At 41.9% G+C, this 18,507-nt stretch carries 18 protein-coding genes and 1 pseudogene; 15 read left to right on the forward strand and 4 right to left on the reverse strand.

Annotated elements, in window-relative coordinates; genetic code table 11:
• Window positions 1-68 precede the first annotated feature (68 nt).
• Together BM271_RS05080 and BM271_RS05085 are read right to left on the reverse strand one after the other, a co-directional pair.
• Complete coding sequence (locus tag BM271_RS05080; RefSeq protein ID WP_046791198.1) at window positions 69-596, reverse strand: hypothetical protein; 528 nt, start codon at window positions 594-596, stop codon at window positions 69-71.
• 267 nt (window positions 597-863) lie between these two features.
• Window positions 864-1,457, reverse strand: coding sequence for a GntR family transcriptional regulator (locus tag BM271_RS05085; RefSeq protein ID WP_046791197.1), 594 nt, complete (start codon window positions 1,455-1,457; stop codon window positions 864-866).
• A 113-nt stretch (window positions 1,458-1,570) separates the two neighbouring features.
• Between BM271_RS05085 and BM271_RS05090 the strand changes: the two genes are divergently transcribed.
• The 3 genes from BM271_RS05090 to BM271_RS05100 are packed head-to-tail and all read left to right on the forward strand — an operon-like array spanning window position 1,571 to window position 5,178.
• Window positions 1,571-2,446 (forward strand): NAD(P)-binding domain-containing protein, encoded by an 876-nt coding sequence (locus tag BM271_RS05090; protein WP_046791196.1) that lies wholly within the window; start codon window positions 1,571-1,573, stop codon window positions 2,444-2,446.
• A 9-nt stretch (window positions 2,447-2,455) separates the two neighbouring features.
• The gene (locus BM271_RS05095) at window positions 2,456-3,844 is read left to right on the forward strand and encodes a four-carbon acid sugar kinase family protein (RefSeq protein WP_046791195.1); all 1,389 of its coding nucleotides are present in this window, start codon (window positions 2,456-2,458) and stop codon (window positions 3,842-3,844) included.
• Entirely contained in the window at window positions 3,844-5,178 is a 1,335-nt protein-coding gene (locus BM271_RS05100) for a GntP family permease (RefSeq protein ID WP_046791194.1), read from the forward strand. The genes BM271_RS05095 and BM271_RS05100 overlap by 1 nt, the downstream gene beginning before the upstream one ends.
• Window positions 5,179-5,221: 43 nt before the next feature.
• Here BM271_RS05100 and BM271_RS05105 read toward each other — a convergent pair whose 3' ends face one another.
• Window positions 5,222-5,917 (reverse strand): DUF3169 family protein, encoded by a 696-nt coding sequence (locus tag BM271_RS05105; protein ID WP_046791193.1) that lies wholly within the window; start codon window positions 5,915-5,917, stop codon window positions 5,222-5,224.
• Entirely contained in the window at window positions 5,918-6,121 is a 204-nt protein-coding gene (locus BM271_RS05110) for a helix-turn-helix transcriptional regulator (RefSeq protein WP_046791192.1), read from the reverse strand.
• A 174-nt stretch (window positions 6,122-6,295) separates the two neighbouring features.
• On the opposite strand from BM271_RS05110, the gene BM271_RS05115 reads away from it, so the two are divergent.
• From BM271_RS05115 to BM271_RS05170, 12 genes and pseudogenes are all read left to right on the forward strand, one after another.
• Complete coding sequence (locus BM271_RS05115; RefSeq protein ID WP_046791191.1) at window positions 6,296-7,144, forward strand: fumarylacetoacetate hydrolase family protein; 849 nt, start codon at window positions 6,296-6,298, stop codon at window positions 7,142-7,144.
• Window positions 7,145-7,345: 201 nt separating this feature from the next.
• The gene (locus BM271_RS05120) at window positions 7,346-7,591 is read left to right on the forward strand and encodes a hypothetical protein (protein ID WP_046791190.1); all 246 of its coding nucleotides are present in this window, start codon (window positions 7,346-7,348) and stop codon (window positions 7,589-7,591) included.
• Window positions 7,592-7,593: 2 nt separating this feature from the next.
• Window positions 7,594-9,108 (forward strand): sodium:solute symporter family protein, encoded by a 1,515-nt coding sequence (locus tag BM271_RS05125; protein ID WP_046791189.1) that lies wholly within the window; start codon window positions 7,594-7,596, stop codon window positions 9,106-9,108.
• A gap of 178 nt (window positions 9,109-9,286) precedes the next feature.
• Window positions 9,287-10,036 (forward strand): IclR family transcriptional regulator, encoded by a 750-nt coding sequence (locus tag BM271_RS05130; protein WP_046791188.1) that lies wholly within the window; start codon window positions 9,287-9,289, stop codon window positions 10,034-10,036.
• A gap of 111 nt (window positions 10,037-10,147) precedes the next feature.
• Window positions 10,148-11,152, forward strand: a complete 1,005-nt coding sequence (locus BM271_RS05135) for a 2-dehydro-3-deoxygalactonokinase (RefSeq protein WP_046791187.1) — start codon at window positions 10,148-10,150, stop codon at window positions 11,150-11,152.
• Window positions 11,145-12,149 (forward strand): Bug family tripartite tricarboxylate transporter substrate binding protein, encoded by a 1,005-nt coding sequence (locus BM271_RS05140; protein WP_046791186.1) that lies wholly within the window; start codon window positions 11,145-11,147, stop codon window positions 12,147-12,149. The genes BM271_RS05135 and BM271_RS05140 overlap by 8 nt, the downstream gene beginning before the upstream one ends.
• A 68-nt stretch (window positions 12,150-12,217) precedes the next feature.
• Window positions 12,218-12,661 (forward strand): tripartite tricarboxylate transporter TctB family protein, encoded by a 444-nt coding sequence (locus BM271_RS05145; protein ID WP_046791185.1) that lies wholly within the window; start codon window positions 12,218-12,220, stop codon window positions 12,659-12,661.
• Between the two features lie 18 nt (window positions 12,662-12,679).
• Window positions 12,680-14,164 (forward strand): tripartite tricarboxylate transporter permease, encoded by a 1,485-nt coding sequence (locus tag BM271_RS05150; RefSeq protein WP_046791184.1) that lies wholly within the window; start codon window positions 12,680-12,682, stop codon window positions 14,162-14,164.
• 24 nt (window positions 14,165-14,188) lie between these two features.
• Window positions 14,189-15,153, forward strand: a pseudogene (locus BM271_RS05155) (2-hydroxyacid dehydrogenase).
• 100 nt (window positions 15,154-15,253) lie between these two features.
• Entirely contained in the window at window positions 15,254-15,880 is a 627-nt protein-coding gene (locus BM271_RS05160) for a bifunctional 4-hydroxy-2-oxoglutarate aldolase/2-dehydro-3-deoxy-phosphogluconate aldolase (protein ID WP_046791183.1), read from the forward strand.
• A complete protein-coding gene (gene dgoD / locus BM271_RS05165) occupies window positions 15,880-17,028 on the forward strand; it encodes a galactonate dehydratase (RefSeq protein WP_046791182.1) in 1,149 nt (382 codons plus the stop codon). Before BM271_RS05160 ends, dgoD begins: the two co-directional genes overlap by 1 nt.
• Window positions 17,029-17,048: 20 nt before the next feature.
• The gene (locus tag BM271_RS05170) at window positions 17,049-18,410 is read left to right on the forward strand and encodes a GntT/GntP/DsdX family permease (protein WP_046791181.1); all 1,362 of its coding nucleotides are present in this window, start codon (window positions 17,049-17,051) and stop codon (window positions 18,408-18,410) included.
• The last annotated feature ends 97 nt before the right edge of the window (window positions 18,411-18,507 follow it).

Genomic DNA, 18,507 nt, shown 5'->3' on the forward strand with positions numbered 1-18,507 from the left:
AACTTACGCTGTTCCCATGTGTTTATACAGATATTTTCATTTTTTAGTAAATTAAATTAAATTTATAATCAATCGAATTCAATTTTTAACTGTTCGATGTACATTTCATTTTCTTCGATACCTTCTAATTGATTTATAATATTACTTAAACGTCTAGCTATTTTTTCTAATGTTTGGTTATAATCAGCTTCTTCTTCAAAAAAATCTTCAGATATGAATTTCCAACTCCAAAAAATTTCTTTCTTCAACTTAACAAATGTATCTATATCTTCTTTATCAAAGTAGATAATATTTTCGCTGCTAAGTATTTCGTTTATGTATGTGTCTGTTTCATTATGCATCTTTAGTATTCTATCTCTGTTGTCTTCATAAATATCTATAGGAGAACGTCTCCCATGTAAATTATCTAAATATAAAATGTTGTTTAGAAATATGGGTAATTCATGCAGTTTTAGTTTATGTGTACTTAATATTGCATATCTTTTCTTATTAACCTCTTCTTTTTGAGAATTTTTCTGTTCAGTGATTTGCCATCTCGTTACTGCAACTGATACTAGGGCACTAATAATGGCTGGTAGAATAATATCTATTTGCAATCTCCCTTTCTTAAATAGTTTCCACGTATTGATAACATCTAATTATTATTAAGAATTAGTTCGATATTATTCATTGATAAATTTGACAGTTATATCAACAGATTCAGGTGTATTTAGATTATTATGCTTATTACTTCTCGGTTTTAAACTTCTCTTCAAATTCTTTATCTGGAGACGAATTATAACATTTAACATGAAATTAGTTACTCACGGTATTAACTGAAGGTCATTTTTTGAATATCAATGAATCTGTGCATTATATTTCCTTTACATATAGTAAAGCGAGAATTCCAGATCCTTATCCAGATGCTCCTTAATCAGTCGCTTCCCTTTTGCCACATCCCGCTCTTCTATTGCCTCGACGATCTGCGCATGCTCCTCGATCAGGTTCGGCCGCTGCCGCTCGACGACTGTCCTGCTGAACAGATAGATGATTGAATTCATCCGTTCATACGTTTCGCTCAGGAAGGGATTCCTGATGGAACTGATCAATTTATCGTGGAAATATTTGTTGGCGGAAAGTGTTTCGTCTTCGGGTCCTGCGTATGCTTTTTCAATGGAATTTTTGAGGTCATTGATATCCGACGGTCCGAAAAGCAGTATTGCCTTTTCGATTGCGTGTGTTTCAATGAGTGTCCGCATCTCGAAGAGGTTCCTGTAATCTTCGGGAGAGGGCTTGTAGATGTATCCATTTTTGACTAGATATTCGAATTCCAGCTGTTTCAACACTTCCCTGATGGGCGTCCTGCTCACTTCATATTTTTTGGCAAGCTTGATTTCCGTCATCTTCTCTTTCTCATCAAATTCTCCGCTCAGTATATCTTCCCTTACTTTTTCATATAATGATAGATTTCTCTCCATGACCTCACCTCAAATTCATTATACAAGAATAATTTCAGTTAATAAATGTATACATTTCTATTTAAATAGTATACAATAATTTTTGAGTAAACGTTTCCAAAGGAGAGAATAGTATGAAAATTGGATTTATCGGATTGGGCATCATGGGTGCTCCGATGGTCAAGAACCTTTTGAAAGACAACCATACAGTGTATGTGAATGATTTGAACAAAGAAGCGGTTGAATCAGCGGTATCGCACGGTGCGACTGCTGTAGCGAGTCTTCAGGAGATGGCGGAAAAAGCCGAAGCTTTCATTACGATGCTGCCGAACGGCGCCATCGTCAAGTCGGTTCTTTTCGATGCTGAAAATGGCCTTTACCCTCACTTGAAAGAAGGACAGGCAGTAGTGGACATGAGTTCGCTGACGCCGACGGATTCCATCGAGATTGGTGCAAAGCTTGAGGCAAAGAAAGTCATTTTTGCGGATGCACCGGTAAGTGGGGGAGAACCGCTGGCAATCACGGGAGAACTTTCAGTCATGGTCGGCTGCGGGGAAGAGCATTTTGCGCGCGTTGAAGAAATCGTCGCTTCAATGTCCAAGTCGGTCATCAGAGTAGGGGACATTGGTGCAGGCAGTACAGTCAAACTTTCGAATCAGATTATTGTAAACGTTAACATCGCGGCACTTTCAGAAGCGGTGGTCATGGCGAAGAAATTCGACATCGATCTCGAGGCGATGTTCGAAGCGATCAGGAACGGCCTGGCAGGTTCGAATGTGATGGAAGCGAAGTTTCCTAAAATGATTGCAGAAGATTATAACCCCGGCGGCACGATCAACATCAACTATAAGGATCTGTACAATGTCACGTCGACGAGTGACGCGGAACAGCTGACTCTGCCGCTTTCCAATATGGTCAAAGAGATGTACAAGTCAGAAGTGATCAACGGTAATGGTATGAACGACCACTCTGGAATTATTAAATATATTGAACGAATCAATAATATGTAGGTGATGAATATGAATAAAGAACTGCTCGAAAATGTAATGGATTGTGGAAATATACGCGATTTTGAAACTTTTGATTATAAAGTCATCGTACTGGATGACGATCCGACAGGAACGCAGACCGTGAAAGATCTGAACGTCTATACTTCCTGGAAGGAGGAATATGTCAGGGACGGATTCCAATCCGACAACAACATGTTCTATATCATGACGAATTCGAGAGCATTCTCCGAAGCCAAAACGGTGGAAGTGCATAAGAAAATCACGGAAGTCATCGATAAAGTGTCGAAAGAACTGGACCAGCCCTATCTGATCATCAGCCGGGGAGATTCGACTCTGAGAGGGCATTCCTACCTTGAACCGAAAGTGCTCAACGAAGAAAGCGAAGGCGGCTTTGATGCGGTGTTCTACATCCCTTCATTCTTCGAAGGCGGGCGTTATACGCATGAAGGCATCCATTATTTAAAAGAAGGCGATAAGTTTATTCCGGTAAGCGAAAGTGAATTCGCAAACGATTCGACTTTCGGCTTCAAGTCAAAAACAATGGCCGATTACATCGTTGAGAAGAGCAACGGTGAAGTGGATAAAGGCGATGTGAAACACATCGATCTGGATATGCTGAGAGGCTGCGATGATGCACAGCTCCTTGAGTTTTTTGATTCGTTGTCGGGCTTCGACCAGGTGGTCGTCGATTCAGTGCATGACAACGATCTTGCTTTCTTCACCTCCGTCCTGATGGATTATCTGAATCGGGAAGACAGGAAATTCATCTTCCGTACAGCGGCATCATTCGTCAAATCGATCTGTGCGACACCGGGTGAAATCCTCGGGACGGATGAGATGGTGCAGAAGGACGAAAAGCAGGGCGGAATCGTCGTCGTCGGTTCACACGTGGATAAGACGACACAGCAGCTGAACTATCTCATGGAGAATTCCGATATCGAAGAATTCGAGTTCGATGTGGAGGAAGTGAAGGATGCAGAAGGGCTTGAGATTTATGTATCAAAACTGAAGCATCAGATAGAAGGCTATATCGGGAATGGCAGGAACGTTGTTGTCTATACTTCCCGCAAACTCATCAAAACTGAAAACAAAGAGGAAAGTCTGAAGATTTCAAAGCGTATTTCGGAAAGTCTTGTAGAAATAGTTTCCACACTGGAAATCAAACCGAAGTTCATCATCGCAAAAGGCGGCATCACTTCGAGTGATGTGGCGACCATCGGACTGGGCATTAAAAAAGCGCGCATCCTCGGCCAGGCGGAAAAAGGGATTCCGGTATGGAAAACTTCAGATGAAGCGAAATATCCAAATATGCCGTATATTGTTTTCCCCGGAAATGTGGGGGATCAGGAAACACTGCACGCAGTCTACAGCAAGTTAAACAGAGGAGAGCGGCCATAATGTTACTGATATTATTTTTGATTTCACTCATCGTACTGTTTTTACTCATCCTGAAATTCAAAGTTGAACCATTCATCGCACTGCTGATTACATCATTTGCACTGGCGCTCGCAGTAGGTACACCGATTGCGGAAGCCTCTACAATAATAGCCGAAGGCTTCGGGGGTACACTGGCCGGCGTCGGTATTCTGATCGGACTCGGAATTGTCTTCGGACAGTTCCTTGCCAAGTCCGGCGCAGTCGAAAAGATAGCGGAAGGTATCCTGAGCGTGACGGGCATTAAAAAATCACCTGCAGGTCTTGCCATGACAGGGACACTCGTATCGATTCCTGTATTCTTCGATGCGGCGTTCGTCATTCTGAACAAAGTAATCAAGAGCCTGGCGACTAAGACCGGAATTGCCAAAATCACATTTGTAACCGCTCTCGCAGTCGGGCTGATCGTTTCTCACAGCATGGTCATCCCGACACCGGGACCGCTCGTTGTTGCTGATAATATTGGTGTGGATCTGGGGATCTTCCTCATTTTCGGTATTTTTACAGCCGTCATTGCAACACTTGTCGGTGGATATGGCTATGGCATGTTTATCGGCAAACGTATGAAAGTGAAAGATGTGGAAGAAGAACTGGAGGAACTGGAAGAAGAGGTTGCTGAAGACACAGGCGCCAAAAAGAAAATTAATAAAAAGCTTTCTTTCGGACTGCTGCTCTTGCCTATCGTTCTGATTCTGAGCAACACGGTTGCCCAGCTGCTCATTCCGGACAATCCACTTTCAGGATTCTTTGCATTCGTCGGTGACAAAAACGTCGCGCTCCTTATCAGTGTGCTCGTGGCGCTGATTGTTCTGAGACCATATATCGCTGGCGATTATGCGGCACAATTCAACCAATCCATGGCGGATGCAGGAAGCATATTACTTATAACCGGTGCAGGCGGTGCGTTTGGTGCAGTCATCAACGCAAGCGGCATGGGGGACTACCTTATCGATATGATGACAGGCTTCAATATCCATATACTGCTGCTCGCATTCATATTTACACAGATACTCAGAGCCTCACTCGGCTCGGCGACAGTGGCATTGGTTACGACTTCAAGTATATTGGGGCCGCAGATTGCAGATCTTGCGGTATCGCCGGTACTGCTTGCGCTTGCAATCTGTTCGGGTGCAATCGGCCTTTCGCTGCCAAACGATTCAGGCTTCTGGGTAGTCAACAGATTCGGTAACCTGACAGTGCCGCAGACACTCAAAGCATGGTCACTCGGCGGCTTCATAGCAGGACTGACCGGACTTACCCTTGTATATATCATGCACTTTGTAACATTGATGGTGTAAGCACAAAGAGGCGGGAAATCTTAAGATTTCCCGCCTCTTTCTATTATCCTTTATTCCTGATTGAAAGAACATATTTAACATTCGAAATGATCAGCGTCGCTGCGATGACTACCATGCCGAATATTTGTCCGTCTCCTGTAGAAATGGAGTACATCATCAACACAATCAGCCCGATGAACAATGTTGCGTTCATCGTATTGAATGTCTTGTACAGTCCTTCAAGCATCACATGACGCTCGCCTTCATCTGAAGCCCTGAGCAGTTTGTCTGCAAAGTCCGGTTCATTTGATGAAGGCAGATTGCGTTCGGGATACATTACAGGCAGGAGCGTCGGCAACAGGAATAAAAACAGCAGTGCAGCAATCATCGTGATGCCGGACGCGATATAGATCCATGCGTCTGTCTGCTGTATGATGGCGACTCCCATCACAAGGATGCTGAGCACGAGACCGGTTTGTATGCTGAGGGAAGTATCTGCGTATTTTCTGTACATATACCGGTCGAGTTCGTCTTCATCCGTATTGGCGTCACGTATTGAAGCGCGTCCTTTCAGCTGGAAAAAACCTGATATTCCAAGTACTGTAATGATCACTGAGGCAACGAGCCCGGTGATGCACAGTGCAGGGGCAACGGAGCCGAGACTGCTCAGTGCGTTAAAGTTCAATATGAACATCCCTATTATAAGTCCGCCCAGGAAATAGGGGATGAATGACAGGAATGAATTTTTATTCTTACCCATTTAAATCTCCTCCTTGTCGAATATGAAAATACTTTCTATCGGTTCATCGAAAATCATCGCCATACGTTTTGCAATCAGGAGAGAGGGGATGTACTCCTCCCGTTCTATAAGACTGACGGTCTGTCTCGAAATCTTTGCCAGTTTGGCAAGTTCAGTCTGATTGAGTCCGTCTCTTGCACGCAGTTCCCTTATTCTTGTTTTCATTTCATCACCTCTGTAACTGCAGTATAAGTTAAAATTGTCATAATGACAAATATAATAGTCAAAATAAATGGTATTATTGTCAAAAAGTTTAATTTAATAGTCAATTTATCATAATTTCTGAATATTATGATATAATTCATAAGAATTGTATATGCATGCTGAGGAGGAAGATGAATGAAACTTTTAACCTTTTATAAAGATGGCGGCCTTAAACCGGGTGTTTTGACAGATAAGGGAGTGCTGGATATATCGGGCTCGTATCCCACGATGATCGAAGCGATCGAAAGATATGAAGGATTGAATGAATTTCTTGATTTCGCCCTTGAGGAGAATTCAAATTATTATCTGGAGCGGCACAGTCTGAAGTATGGTCCTGCGATCGACTGCATAGATAAAATCATCTGCATTGGATTGAATTATCAAAAACACGCGGATGAATCGAATATGCCGGCACCGGAACACCCGATCCTGTTCAGTAAATACAGGAATTCACTCTCTGGAGACGGGGAAAAAGTGGCCATCCCACAAGAGGCGTCGCAGGTGGATTATGAAGCGGAACTGGCAATCATAATCGGAAAAGAAGCAAAGGGTGTATCCGAGGAGGATGCTCTGGACTATGTATTCGGCTATTCCTGTTCGAATGATCTGTCGGAGCGGACTTTCCAGTTCAGAAGCGGACAGTGGCTTCTCGGGAAATCACTCGACGGTTTCTGTCCGCTCGGACCATACATCGTGACGAAGGATGAAGTGGCAGATCCCAACAAACTCCGTATCAGCTGCAGTGTAAATGATGAAAGAAGACAGGATTCGAACACCAATGACATGATATTCAACTGTCAGCAGATCATCAGCTATATTTCCAGGTACATGACACTGAAACCCGGAGACGTGATTTTGACAGGCACACCGGAAGGCGTGGCATTGGGATATGAAGGAGAAAAACCGTGGCTTAAAGCAGGGGACGAAGTCGTTGTGGAAATCGAGCAGCTGGGGCGATTGACCACAAAGATGACAGAAGAATAAAAAGATAAGAATGTATGAATCGGCCTGGACAGGAAAAATTATGTCCAGGCTTTTTGATACAGAAATATGGAAAACGGTTTCATTTACAAATAATTCAGAATATGTAGAATATTGTGTTTGTAAATGGTATTGTATCGATAATATATAATAAGGCTTGCTACTGGAAGCAGGTCTTAAAAAGCAGAAGGAAGTGATGGATTCATGCAGCGGGAAAAGAGAGAACCGATCAGAAATTATAAAATCTGGATCGGTTTCGGAATTATCTTCATATTGTTGAATCCCTGGTATTTCCCTTCCGGTTCGGAGCCGGTGATGATATACGGGGTGCCACTCTGGGCACTGGTGATCATGGGAGTAACGGTGTTGTTGTCGCTTTATATCACTTACGTCATCAAGTTCCATTGGGACGTTGGAGATGAAGGATCAGAAGGAGAGGGGGACAAATAGTTATGGATTTGGCATTTTCCGGTATATCCGGCATTCTGATCATGCTTTTCTACGGCATAATCATGCTGTTGATTGGTATCATCACATTCTTAAGGAACAAAAAAGTACATAGCAGTCTGGATGAGTATTACCTGGGCGGCCGAAGTTTGGGGACTTTAGTTCTGTTCTTTACTTTCTTTGCCACCCAATACAGCGGAAATACAGTGATCGGCTATTCTGCCGAAGCATACCGCGTTGGCTATGCGAATCTTGTCACAGTGCCTTTTTTCATCATGATCGTACTGGTGTATCTGCTCTATGCACCGAGGCTGTATAAACTCAGCAGGAAGCATAATATTGTGACGCCGGTGGACTGGCTGCAGCTGCGGTTCAGATCAAAGGCGGTGTCCATGCTCGGGGCAATCATCATGCTGTATGCACTGGGCAACTTCCTGCTTGAACAATTGATTGCGATCGGTCAGGGCGTAGCGGGACTGACCGGCGGAACCGTGCCCTATCAGGTCGGTGTCATTTTCTTCATCACCATTATGATAATATACGGCTGGCTGGGCGGCATGCGGTCAGTAGCCTACACGGACACGATGCAGGGCATCGCACTGCTCGTCGGGGTTTTCATGCTCCTGATCGGGACTATCCTCTACTTTGGAGGCCTACCGGAAGCGGGGGACTACATCAGGGCATATTCTCCTGAAAATCTTGGGGTGCCCGAAGGTATCGGACTGGTCACATGGAGCAACTTCCTGATTCTGGTCGGCTTTGGTGCAGCGGTCTATCCCAATGCCATTCAGCGGATCTTTTCCGCAAAGAACGAAAGGGCGTTGAAGAAATCCCTGACACAGATGGCATGGATGCCTTTCCTGACTGCAGGCGTGGTATTCGTTATCGGCATTCTCGCCTATACAGCATTCCCTGATTTGTCTGTGGCGGAATCTGAACAGGTTGTAGGGATGATGGCGAGTGTCATTGCGAATGAGAACATCATATTCTATGTTGCCATGATCCTTTTATTCGGCGGTATCATTGCGGCCATCGTTTCCACAGCGGATTCAGTGCTGCTGACTTTTTCATCCATCATTTCAAAGGATCTATACGGAAGGTATATCAATCCGGAAGCTTCCGACAATAAGAAAATCATGGTGGGCAAGGTCCTGGGTGTTGTAGCGGTCGCTTTTCTTCTGGTCATCGCCTGGAATCCCCCGGCTACGCTGTACCAGGTCTTCGTGCTTAAACTGGAAATACTGGTCCAGGTCGCACCTGCAATCATACTCGGGCTGTACTGGAAAAGAAGCCATGCCAAATCCGTGTTCACGGGAATGCTTGCGGGAACCCTGCTCGCAGCCTTCTTCACTTTTACAGGACTCAAACCGTTGGGTATTTTCAGTGGTATATGGGGACTGATGTTGAACCTTGTCGTCTATACAGTGGGGAGTTTCATATTTGGTACAGTGTCTTCAACAGAAAGTGCGCAGGATATGCTGGAGGAGAATAAAGTGCCTTCCGCCCAGCCGGTGAAATAGCATCATGATAAAAATTCAGATATGGAATAGGGCATAACGTTATTGTTATGCCTTATTTTTATTACAGTGAATGAAACCCTTTTCATTTTTCTGTTGACATGTGATTTCCAAAGTAATATATTTATATTTAAGTTCATATACAGAAACGTAGTTTGTATATGTGAACAGGAGTGAGGAAATGTCGGTAAAATCTGCAGAAAGAGTGCTTGATGTCATCGATTATTTAACTTCGGCGGATGAGGGTGCGACTTTGATGGAACTGTCCAAAAGACTGGATATTCCTAAAAGCAGCATGTCGCAGCTGCTGGGGACGATGACACGAAAGAATTATCTGGTCAAAACGGAGGGGAATATTTATAAGCTTGGATATAAGTTAATTATTGCTGGCAATAAAGCGAGGACTAGTAATGATATTTATAGTGCGAGTATATCTATTCTAAAAAATAAAGTTGTAGTTACTGGAGAAACTTTATTTTTAGCAATTAGATCATCAACAGAGATTATTTATCTTGCCAAAGTTGATAGCGATAATTCCCATAGGACTACAGCACAACCGGGAGTGAGAAAACCTTTGCATTCTACAGGTTTAGGAAAAACTTTTTTAACTTATGAAGATGAGGAAGTAAGAGAAAAATTGCTTGAAAGTATAAATTATACTCAGTTTACTCCTAAAACTATAACTAATAAACAACGTTTGAATTGCGCATTAGAGAAATATGAAAAACAAGGGTACGTTATTGATGATGAGGAAGGAGAAGAAGGAGTTTTTTGTATAGCGGCACCTATATTAGATGATACAGGAAAAATAATTGCTGCAATTAGTTGTGCTGGGAACAGAGAGAGAATGTTAGAAAGAAAAGAAGTAATAGCAGAGGAAATAGTAAAATCAGCTAATGAAATTTCAAGAACTCAAGGGTTTAACTTTTGAATATATTTAAAAATGAGGTGTTTTTTAATTAATATTATCAATGAATATAAAAAAGAAATAATAAAGAATTCTAATGAATTTATATAATTTTTAAAGAAGGTGATATAAATAATGAAATTAATTTTAATAGATTGTGGAACAACCAATACAAGAATACGAATTGTTAATAAAAATTCAAGAGAATCCATGAGTACTTTGAAAATAAATGTGGGTGTAAAAAACTCTGCGATTGAGAACAGTAATTATAATTTGAAAACTTCTATTGAAGAAGGCATCGATAAAATATTAGTAAAAAACTCTCTAAAACGTGATGAAATTGAACACATTGTTGCTTCAGGGATGATAACTTCTAATTTAGGTTTAAAAGAAGTCCCCCATATAGTAGCACCTGCTAGCTTGGACGATTTTGCTAACTCTATAGAGAAAGATCGACTAGCAGGAATAACTTGCTACTTCATACCAGGAATGAAAAATGCAGATATCAGTGAAAATCCGACATTAGAAGATATTAAAAATATGGATATTATGCGAGGAGAAGAGGTTGAAGCTTTCGGACTACTTGATCAAATTAATGAGACTGGAAATGGATTAATAATCTTACCGGGTTCCCACACAAAGTACATATTAGTTGATGAGGATAAAAAACTTTTATCATGTTTTTCAACTTTAGGCGGGGAATTAATTCATGCAGTTCAAAGCAGTACCATAATCTCCAACTCACTGAAGAATGGCTTAATTAAGGAAATGGATTTAGTTTCACTTGAAGAAGGTTACAAAGCAACTATTTTTGAAGGTATGACAAGGGCATTATTTCGAATAAGACTTTTAGACTTGTATTCCTCATTCACTGAAAATCAAAGAGCAAATTTTTTACTTGGTTCGATAATTTCTGAAGATATACGAGGTTTGAAGTACTATTTAAAAAATAGAAAAATAGATTGGATAGTAGTCGGCGGATCCCAATTTTTAAGAGAAGGGATGACATTCTTACTTTCTAAAGAATTTAGCAATCGAAAAATAATAACAGCAACAGAAGAGCAAGTTGAAAATTCATATATTATTGGTTCTATTTTAATACAAGATTATATTAATAACAGGGGTGATGTGAATGTTTAATTTAAAGAAAAAAGGATCAGTATTATTGATGATGATGTTAATGATTGTTTTAAGTGCTTGTAATGGTGAAGGAAATGAAGAAGGAACTGCTAATGGTGAAAATCAAGGAACCGATTTTCCGAATAAAGAAATAGAACTAATAGTTCCTACAGCAGCAGGTGGGGGAACCGATATGGTTGCAAGACAATTAGTCGATATCGCCCAAGATGATCTTGATGAATCCATCGGCGTGATGAATGTTGAAGGTGGAAGTGGGTCTGTTGGTATGACTCAAGCTGCCAATGCAAACCCAGATGGGTATACTGCCACAATGGTAATTGCAGAATTAGCTATGTATGAACATTTAGGAACTTCACCTCTCACACCTGAGGATTTTAAGCCAGTTGCTTTGATAAATTATGATCCGGCTGCTTTAACGGTTCCTGCAGATGCTCCATATGATACAGTTGGAGAATTTATTGAGTATGCCAAGGAACATCCTGGGGAAGTTAGTGTAGGGAATGCCGGCCCAGGCTCAATATGGCATGTAGCAGCGGCAAATCTAGAGAATGCAGCGGATATTGAGTTAAATCACGTGCCACACGAGGGGGCCGCCCCTGCAGTAACTGCATTGGCTGGAAATCATATTGACGCTGTTACAGTTAGTCCAGCTGAGGTTAGAACACAGCTAGATGCAGGGAGTGTGAAAGTGTTAGCTGTAATGTCCGATGAAAGACATGATTTAATACCGGATGTTCCTACACTATCGGAAGAAGGAATAGATGCCGAGTCTATTGGAACATGGAGAGGGATAACTGTACCTTCAGAAACTCCAGATGAGATAGTTGAAATTTTGGAAGAAACATTTGTATCTGCTGCTAAAGAAGAAGAATTTATTGACTTTATGAATAAAAATGGTTTAGGTGTTCAGGTAAAAGGATCAGAAGAATTTGGTGAATTTATGGAAGAAAATAGAGCGATGTTCGGAGAAATAATACCTGAGATGGGACTAGAATAATATAAAATAAATTAAACTAAAAGAACTTTAGATATAAAGTTCTTTTAGTTATATAAGGGGACGAATCAATGAAATTTAATATACCCAATTTTATATCAGGGATAATTGTTACAGTATTAGGGCTCTTTTTTTTGATTTTAAGTTTTGGAATTAAGACAAATTCTAATGATATTTTTAATGCATCATTTATGCCTAAGGTATATACTACTTTAATCATATTATTTGGAATTTCAATTATAATTAATTCTTTTAAAGATAAAATAAATCACCAAACTTTAAAAGAATACAAAGGTCCAATTTTGACTATGCTTTTAGTAACCATCTATGTGATAGTAATACCGATTTTAGGGTATTATCTTTCAACAATAATAATGATATTTGCTTTTCTTTTTATTGTTAAATTTGAAAATAGAGTTTTGTTAGTTTTAACGCCCTTTATTGCAAGCGCCTTAATTTATGCAGTTTTTGAGATATTACTTCAAGTTCCTATACCCAAAGGTTCATTATTTTGATGAAAGGAGGTTGGGAATATGGACGTTTTGATGGAAGGCTTTTCAAACACATTAACTTTTAATACTATTTTATTTATCTTTCTAGGTGTGATAAGTGGAATAGCTATTGGAGTTTTACCTGGGTTAACAGCAACAATGGGAGTTGCACTTTTACTTCCAATTACATTTGGAATGGAGCCATTGCCAGGTATTTTATTATTAATTGGAGTTTATTTTGGAGCAGTGTACGGAGGGACTATAACTGCAATACTAATAAATACGCCTGGTACACCTGCCTCAGCTGCCACTGCTCTAGATGGATATCCTATGACCCAAAAAGGGGAGGCACGGAAAGCTCTGACGATTGCCACTTTATCAACATCAATAGGAGGAATTATTAGTGTAATTGTTTTGATTCTTTTAGCACCTCAGCTAGCTAATTTCGCTTTACAATTTAGCGCCCCCGAAACATTTGCATTAGCATTATTTGGGATAACTATTATATCAAGTTTAACTGGAAAATCCTTTGCAAAAGGCATTGTCGCCGGCCTCGTAGGCCTATTGATTGCAACAATTGGTTTAGATCCAATAGGTGGAACGCAAAGATTTACATTTGGGAGTATGAACTTAAATAATGGAGTTAATTTAATCCCAGTAATGATAGGTCTATTCGCTGCTGCAGAAGCATTTCGCTCAGTTGAAAAATTATTTAGTAAAGATAAGATAGAAGTGGCAATAAAGAAAACCAAGCTTAAATGGTCAGAGTTTAAATCATTAATTACTACTATATTAAGATCAGCAGGAATAGGAACTTTTGTTGGTATGATACCTGGATCAGGGGCTGATATAACAGCATTCATTGCTTATAATGAAGCAAAACGTTTTTCTAAAGACAAATCGAAGTTTGGAAAGGGAGAAATGAAAGGTATTGCCGCACCTGAAGCTGCTAATAGTAGCTTAACAGGCGGAGCTATGATACCGATGTTAACTTTAGGTATTCCGGGAGATGCTGTAACCGCAGTTTTACTTGGTGCTTTAATTGTACAAGGTTTACAACCAGGGCCTATGCTATTTGAGCAAGATGGCGTCCTAGTATATGGTTTGTTTATTGGTATGCTAATCGCCAATTTATTAATTCTAATTTTGGGTATTTATGGTACTAGATTTTTTACAAAGGTTTTACTCATTCCTAAAGCAATTTTAGTACCGGTAATTATAATGTTATGTGCAGTAGGATCTTATTCACTTGGCAACAATTACTTTGATGTTATTGTAATGCTGGTGTTCGGTATTATAGGCTATTTTATGATTAAGAATGATTTTCCTGCTTCTCCTTTGATTCTCGGTTTAATTCTAGGTCCAATAATGGAAAGTAACTTTAGAAGAGCTTTAGTTATGTCTCAAGGAGACTTCTCAATATTCATTACTAGACCTATAACAGCGGTTTTACTAATTTTCGCGTTTATCACCCTGTTTTCTCCTTTAATCATTAAACTTATAAAGAAGAAATATCGAAAAATATAAATATAAAAAGGACAAAGATAATTTATGAAACCAACTGTTTTTATTACTAAAAAAATACCTAGAGAAGTTGAGGAATATATATCAAGACATTGTAATTATGAAATCTGGGATAAAAATCAGCCTATCACTAGAAAGGAATTACTAGGAAAAATCGAAAATATAGATGGAATAATGACAACTAAAGAATCAATTGATGAAGAATTTTTAAACTATGCAAAAAATATAAAGATAGTCTCTAATATTGCTGTTGGTTATGATAATTTTGATGTTGAGTTAATGAGAAACAACAATGTGAAAGGAACACATACACCACATGTTTTAGATGAAACAGTAGCGGACACAGCTTTTGGTCTACTTGTTATGACCTCACGAAAACTATCTTATCTGGATCGTTATGTGAAAGAAGGTCAATGGAAAACAAAAGAGCACGAATCATTTTTAGGTAAAGATATTCATAATTCTACTTTAGGAGTAATTGGCTCGGGTAGAATTGGTGAAAAAATCATTCGTAGAGCTACATTGGGGTTCAATATGGAGGTTTTATACCATAACAGATCAAGAAATAAAGAAATTGAAAATAAATATAACGCTCAATACACTAGCAAGGAAAAATTACTTAAAGAAGCAGATTTTATTATGACATTACTACCTTTAAACAAACAACTAATTATATATCACATGAAGAGTTTGAATTAATGAGAGAAGAAGGTTTTTTTATTAACATTTCACGAGGTAAAGTTGTTGATGAGCTAGCATTAATCGATGCACTTAAGAAAAAGAAAATCGCAGGAGCTGGGTTAGATGTGTATGAAGAAGAGCCGATATCTATTGATAGTCCTCTCCTAAATATGAATAACGTCGTAACATTGCCGCATGTAGGTTCTGCGTCAAAAAAAACGAGAGATGATATGGCTATGAAGGCAGCTAAAAATCTAGTTTCAGGAATTTACAATGAAGAACCAGAAGATTTAATAAAAGAAATGAAATGATTGAAAGTATTGTTCAAAGTGCTCATACTAAATTATTTTATAAATTCCTTAAGTATGAGCATTATTATTTTATGAAAGTTAAAATAAAGGTGGATTTTAAATGACGATATTAAATAAAATTACAGACCATAAGATGATCGGCATCCTGCGCGGCTATGGCACGGAGGAAGCGGTGAAGATTGTAAGGACGCTGATAGACAGCGGCTTCAATGTGATAGAGGTGGCCCTGAATTCACCGGATGCAAAGGGAACGCTGAAAACTTTGAAAGAAACATTCGGCAGCGATATCGTGCTCGGTGCCGGCACCGTTTTAAATGTCGAAGATGCGGAGGACTGCATCAATAACGGTGCCGAATTTTTATTGTCACCGGTCTACAATGAAGCGGTGCTCGAATTCTCTGCCAAAAAGGATGTATTATACATCCCGGGGTGCTATACTCCGACGGAGATCTACAACGCACAGGAGGCAGGTGCCGGAATGGTCAAAGTGTTCCCGGCAGGCCAGCTGAAGGCAGGTTATATCAAAGATGTCCTGGCGCCGATGAATGATCTCATCCTGCTGCCGACGGGCGGGGTCACTCCCGGAAACATAAATGAATTTCTGGATGCTGGCGCCAAAGCGGCGGGCATCAGTTCCGCCCTGGTCCCGAAAGGTGAAGTGAACGCAAAGCTGCTGGAAGAAGTGAGTGACAGAGCACGAAAGTTCAAGGAGGCATTGGATAGATAATGAAAATTAAAAGCTATGAACTGTTTACCGTACCGCCAAGATGGCTGTTCCTGAAAGTAGAAACGGATGATGGTCTGATCGGCTGGGGGGAACCTGTCATCGAAGGCAAGGCGGCAACCGTCAGGGCGGCTGTCGTCGAATTGATGGATACGATCATCGGCAGGGACCCGATGGAAATCGAAGGCATCTGGAATGAACTATACAGGGCTGGATTCTATCGCGGGGGACCGATACTGATGAGCGCCATTTCCGGCATCGATCAGGCACTTTGGGACATCAAAGGGAAATACTATGACGCACCCGTCCATGAACTGATCGGCGGGAAGGCACGCGACCGGATAAAGATCTACTCCTGGGTCGGCGGTGACCGCCCGCAGGATGTCGGTCATGCCTCATTGGAACTGAAGAATCAGGGGATTACAGCAGTCAAGATGAATGCGACCGAAGAACTGCAGTACATCGACAGCTACAGCAAAGTCGATATGGTGCTGGAAAGGGTGGCGTCAATCCGGGAGGCATGCGGAAAGGATTTCGGCATCGGCATTGATTTCCATGGGCGGGTACATAAGCCGATGGCCAAAGTACTGGCGAAGGAATTGGAGCAATTCCGTCCGATGTTCATAGAAGAGCCGGCACTCCCTGAGAACAATGAAAATCTGAGGGACATCGCAATGCATACATCGATTCCGATTGCGACGGGGGAGCGGATGTTCTCCAAATGGCAGTTCAAGACACTGCTTCGTGACGGATATGCGGATATTATCCAGCCGGATCTGTCGCACGCCGGCGGCATCACGGAATGCAAAAAAATCATTTCCATGGCTGAGGCCTTCGACGTCGCAGCCGCGCCGCATTGTCCGCTGGGACCGATTGCGCTTGCGTCATGCATCCAGGTGGACGCAACGTGCCATAACGCAGTCATCCAGGAACAGAGCCTCGGCATCCATTACAACAAGGGCAATGACATATTGGATTACATCAAAGACCCGTCAGTGTTCGAGTATACGGACGGCCATGTGAAGATAACGGACAAACCGGGCCTCGGCATAGAGATCAATGAAGAGTATGTCCGTGAGCGGAGCGGCGTCGGCCACAATTGGAAGAACCCGGTATGGAAACATGCCGACGGCAGTATCGCAGAATGGTAATAATGAAAGGGGTATAATAAATGTCTCATGAAACTTGGCTGGTCATAGCCACAATCATAGGAATAGCGCTTCTGCTTTTCCTCATTATGAAAATCAAGCTCCACGCGTTTGTTTCACTGCTGATTGCATCACTGTTCATCGGTGTTGCGAGCGGCATGAGCCCGATGGACATCATCGATGTCATCGAGACCGGGATGGGCGGCACGCTCGGGTTCATTGCAGTCGTCGTAGGACTCGGTGCCATGTTCGGCGAAGTCCTCAAAGTATCGGGCGGTGCCGAACGGCTGGCATTGACGCTGATTGATAAATTCGGGGAAAAACGTTCACAATGGGCACTTGGCTTTACAGGGTTCCTGGTATCCATCCCTGTATTTCTGGACGTCGCCCTGGTCATTTTGATTCCGATCATCTATTCACTGGCAGGGAAGACGCGAAAATCCCTGCTCTATTATGGTATCCCGCTTCTCGCAGGTCTTGCCGTAGCACACAGTTTCGTCCCGCCGACGCCGGGGCCGATGACGGTCGCAGCAATGCTCGGCGTCGATCTCGGCTGGGTGATCCTGTTCGGTATCGCAGCAGGTATACCGGCAATGATCCTCGCCGGACCGGTATTCGGTAAATATATCGGAAATAAGATCCAGCTGGAAATTCCGGATTATCAGAAGCTGGATGAAGATGTATCCGCCATCAAGGAAGAAAAAGATCTGCCGAGTTTCACACTGGTGTTCACGCTGATCCTGATTCCGCTTGTACTCATCCTCGTGAATACAGTGACAGGGGCGATTGTGGGAGAAGATTCCACAAGCCTGGTTGCAGAAACGATCCAATTCGTCGGCCATCCGTTCGTTGCATTGATCATTACCGTGGTCCTGACTTTCATCACGCTCGGGACAAGGCGCGGCTACTCCCGCGATGAAGTGCAGGAAGTGGCGACCAAGGCACTTGAACCTGCAGGTATCATCATCCTGATCACAGGTGCCGGCGGCGTATTCAAAGAAGTGCTGATACAGAGCGGTGTCGGTGACGTCATGGGCAACATGGTCGTCGGTGCCGGACTGCCACTTGTGGTGGCGGCATTCGTCATCACGACGTTCGTACGTGTCGCACAGGGTTCCGCAACAGTTGCCATGGTGACCGGTGCGGGTCTGATGGCGCCGATCATCGATATCAGTCCTGTCACTCAGCCGGAACTCGGGCTGATCGCAATTTCAATTGCGAGTGGCGCAACGGTGCTTTCCCACGTCAACGACTCCGGCTTCTGGCTGGTCAACCGGTTCTTCGGCATGACCACCGGGGAGACATTGAAATCCTGGACCGTGATGGAAACCATAATCGGTCTGACCGGTTTCGCTGTCGTATTTGTAATCAGTCTGTTCATGTAGACGGAAACATCCAATTCCAACCCCGCTTCGGCGGGGTTTTTGTATACAGAGACAAAAACCCATATAATGAAAATAATACAGATGATGAAAGGCAGTT

Origin of the sequence: Salinicoccus halodurans (assembly GCF_900114445.1) — a bacterium.
Lineage (GTDB): Bacteria > Bacillota > Bacilli > Staphylococcales > Salinicoccaceae > Salinicoccus > Salinicoccus halodurans.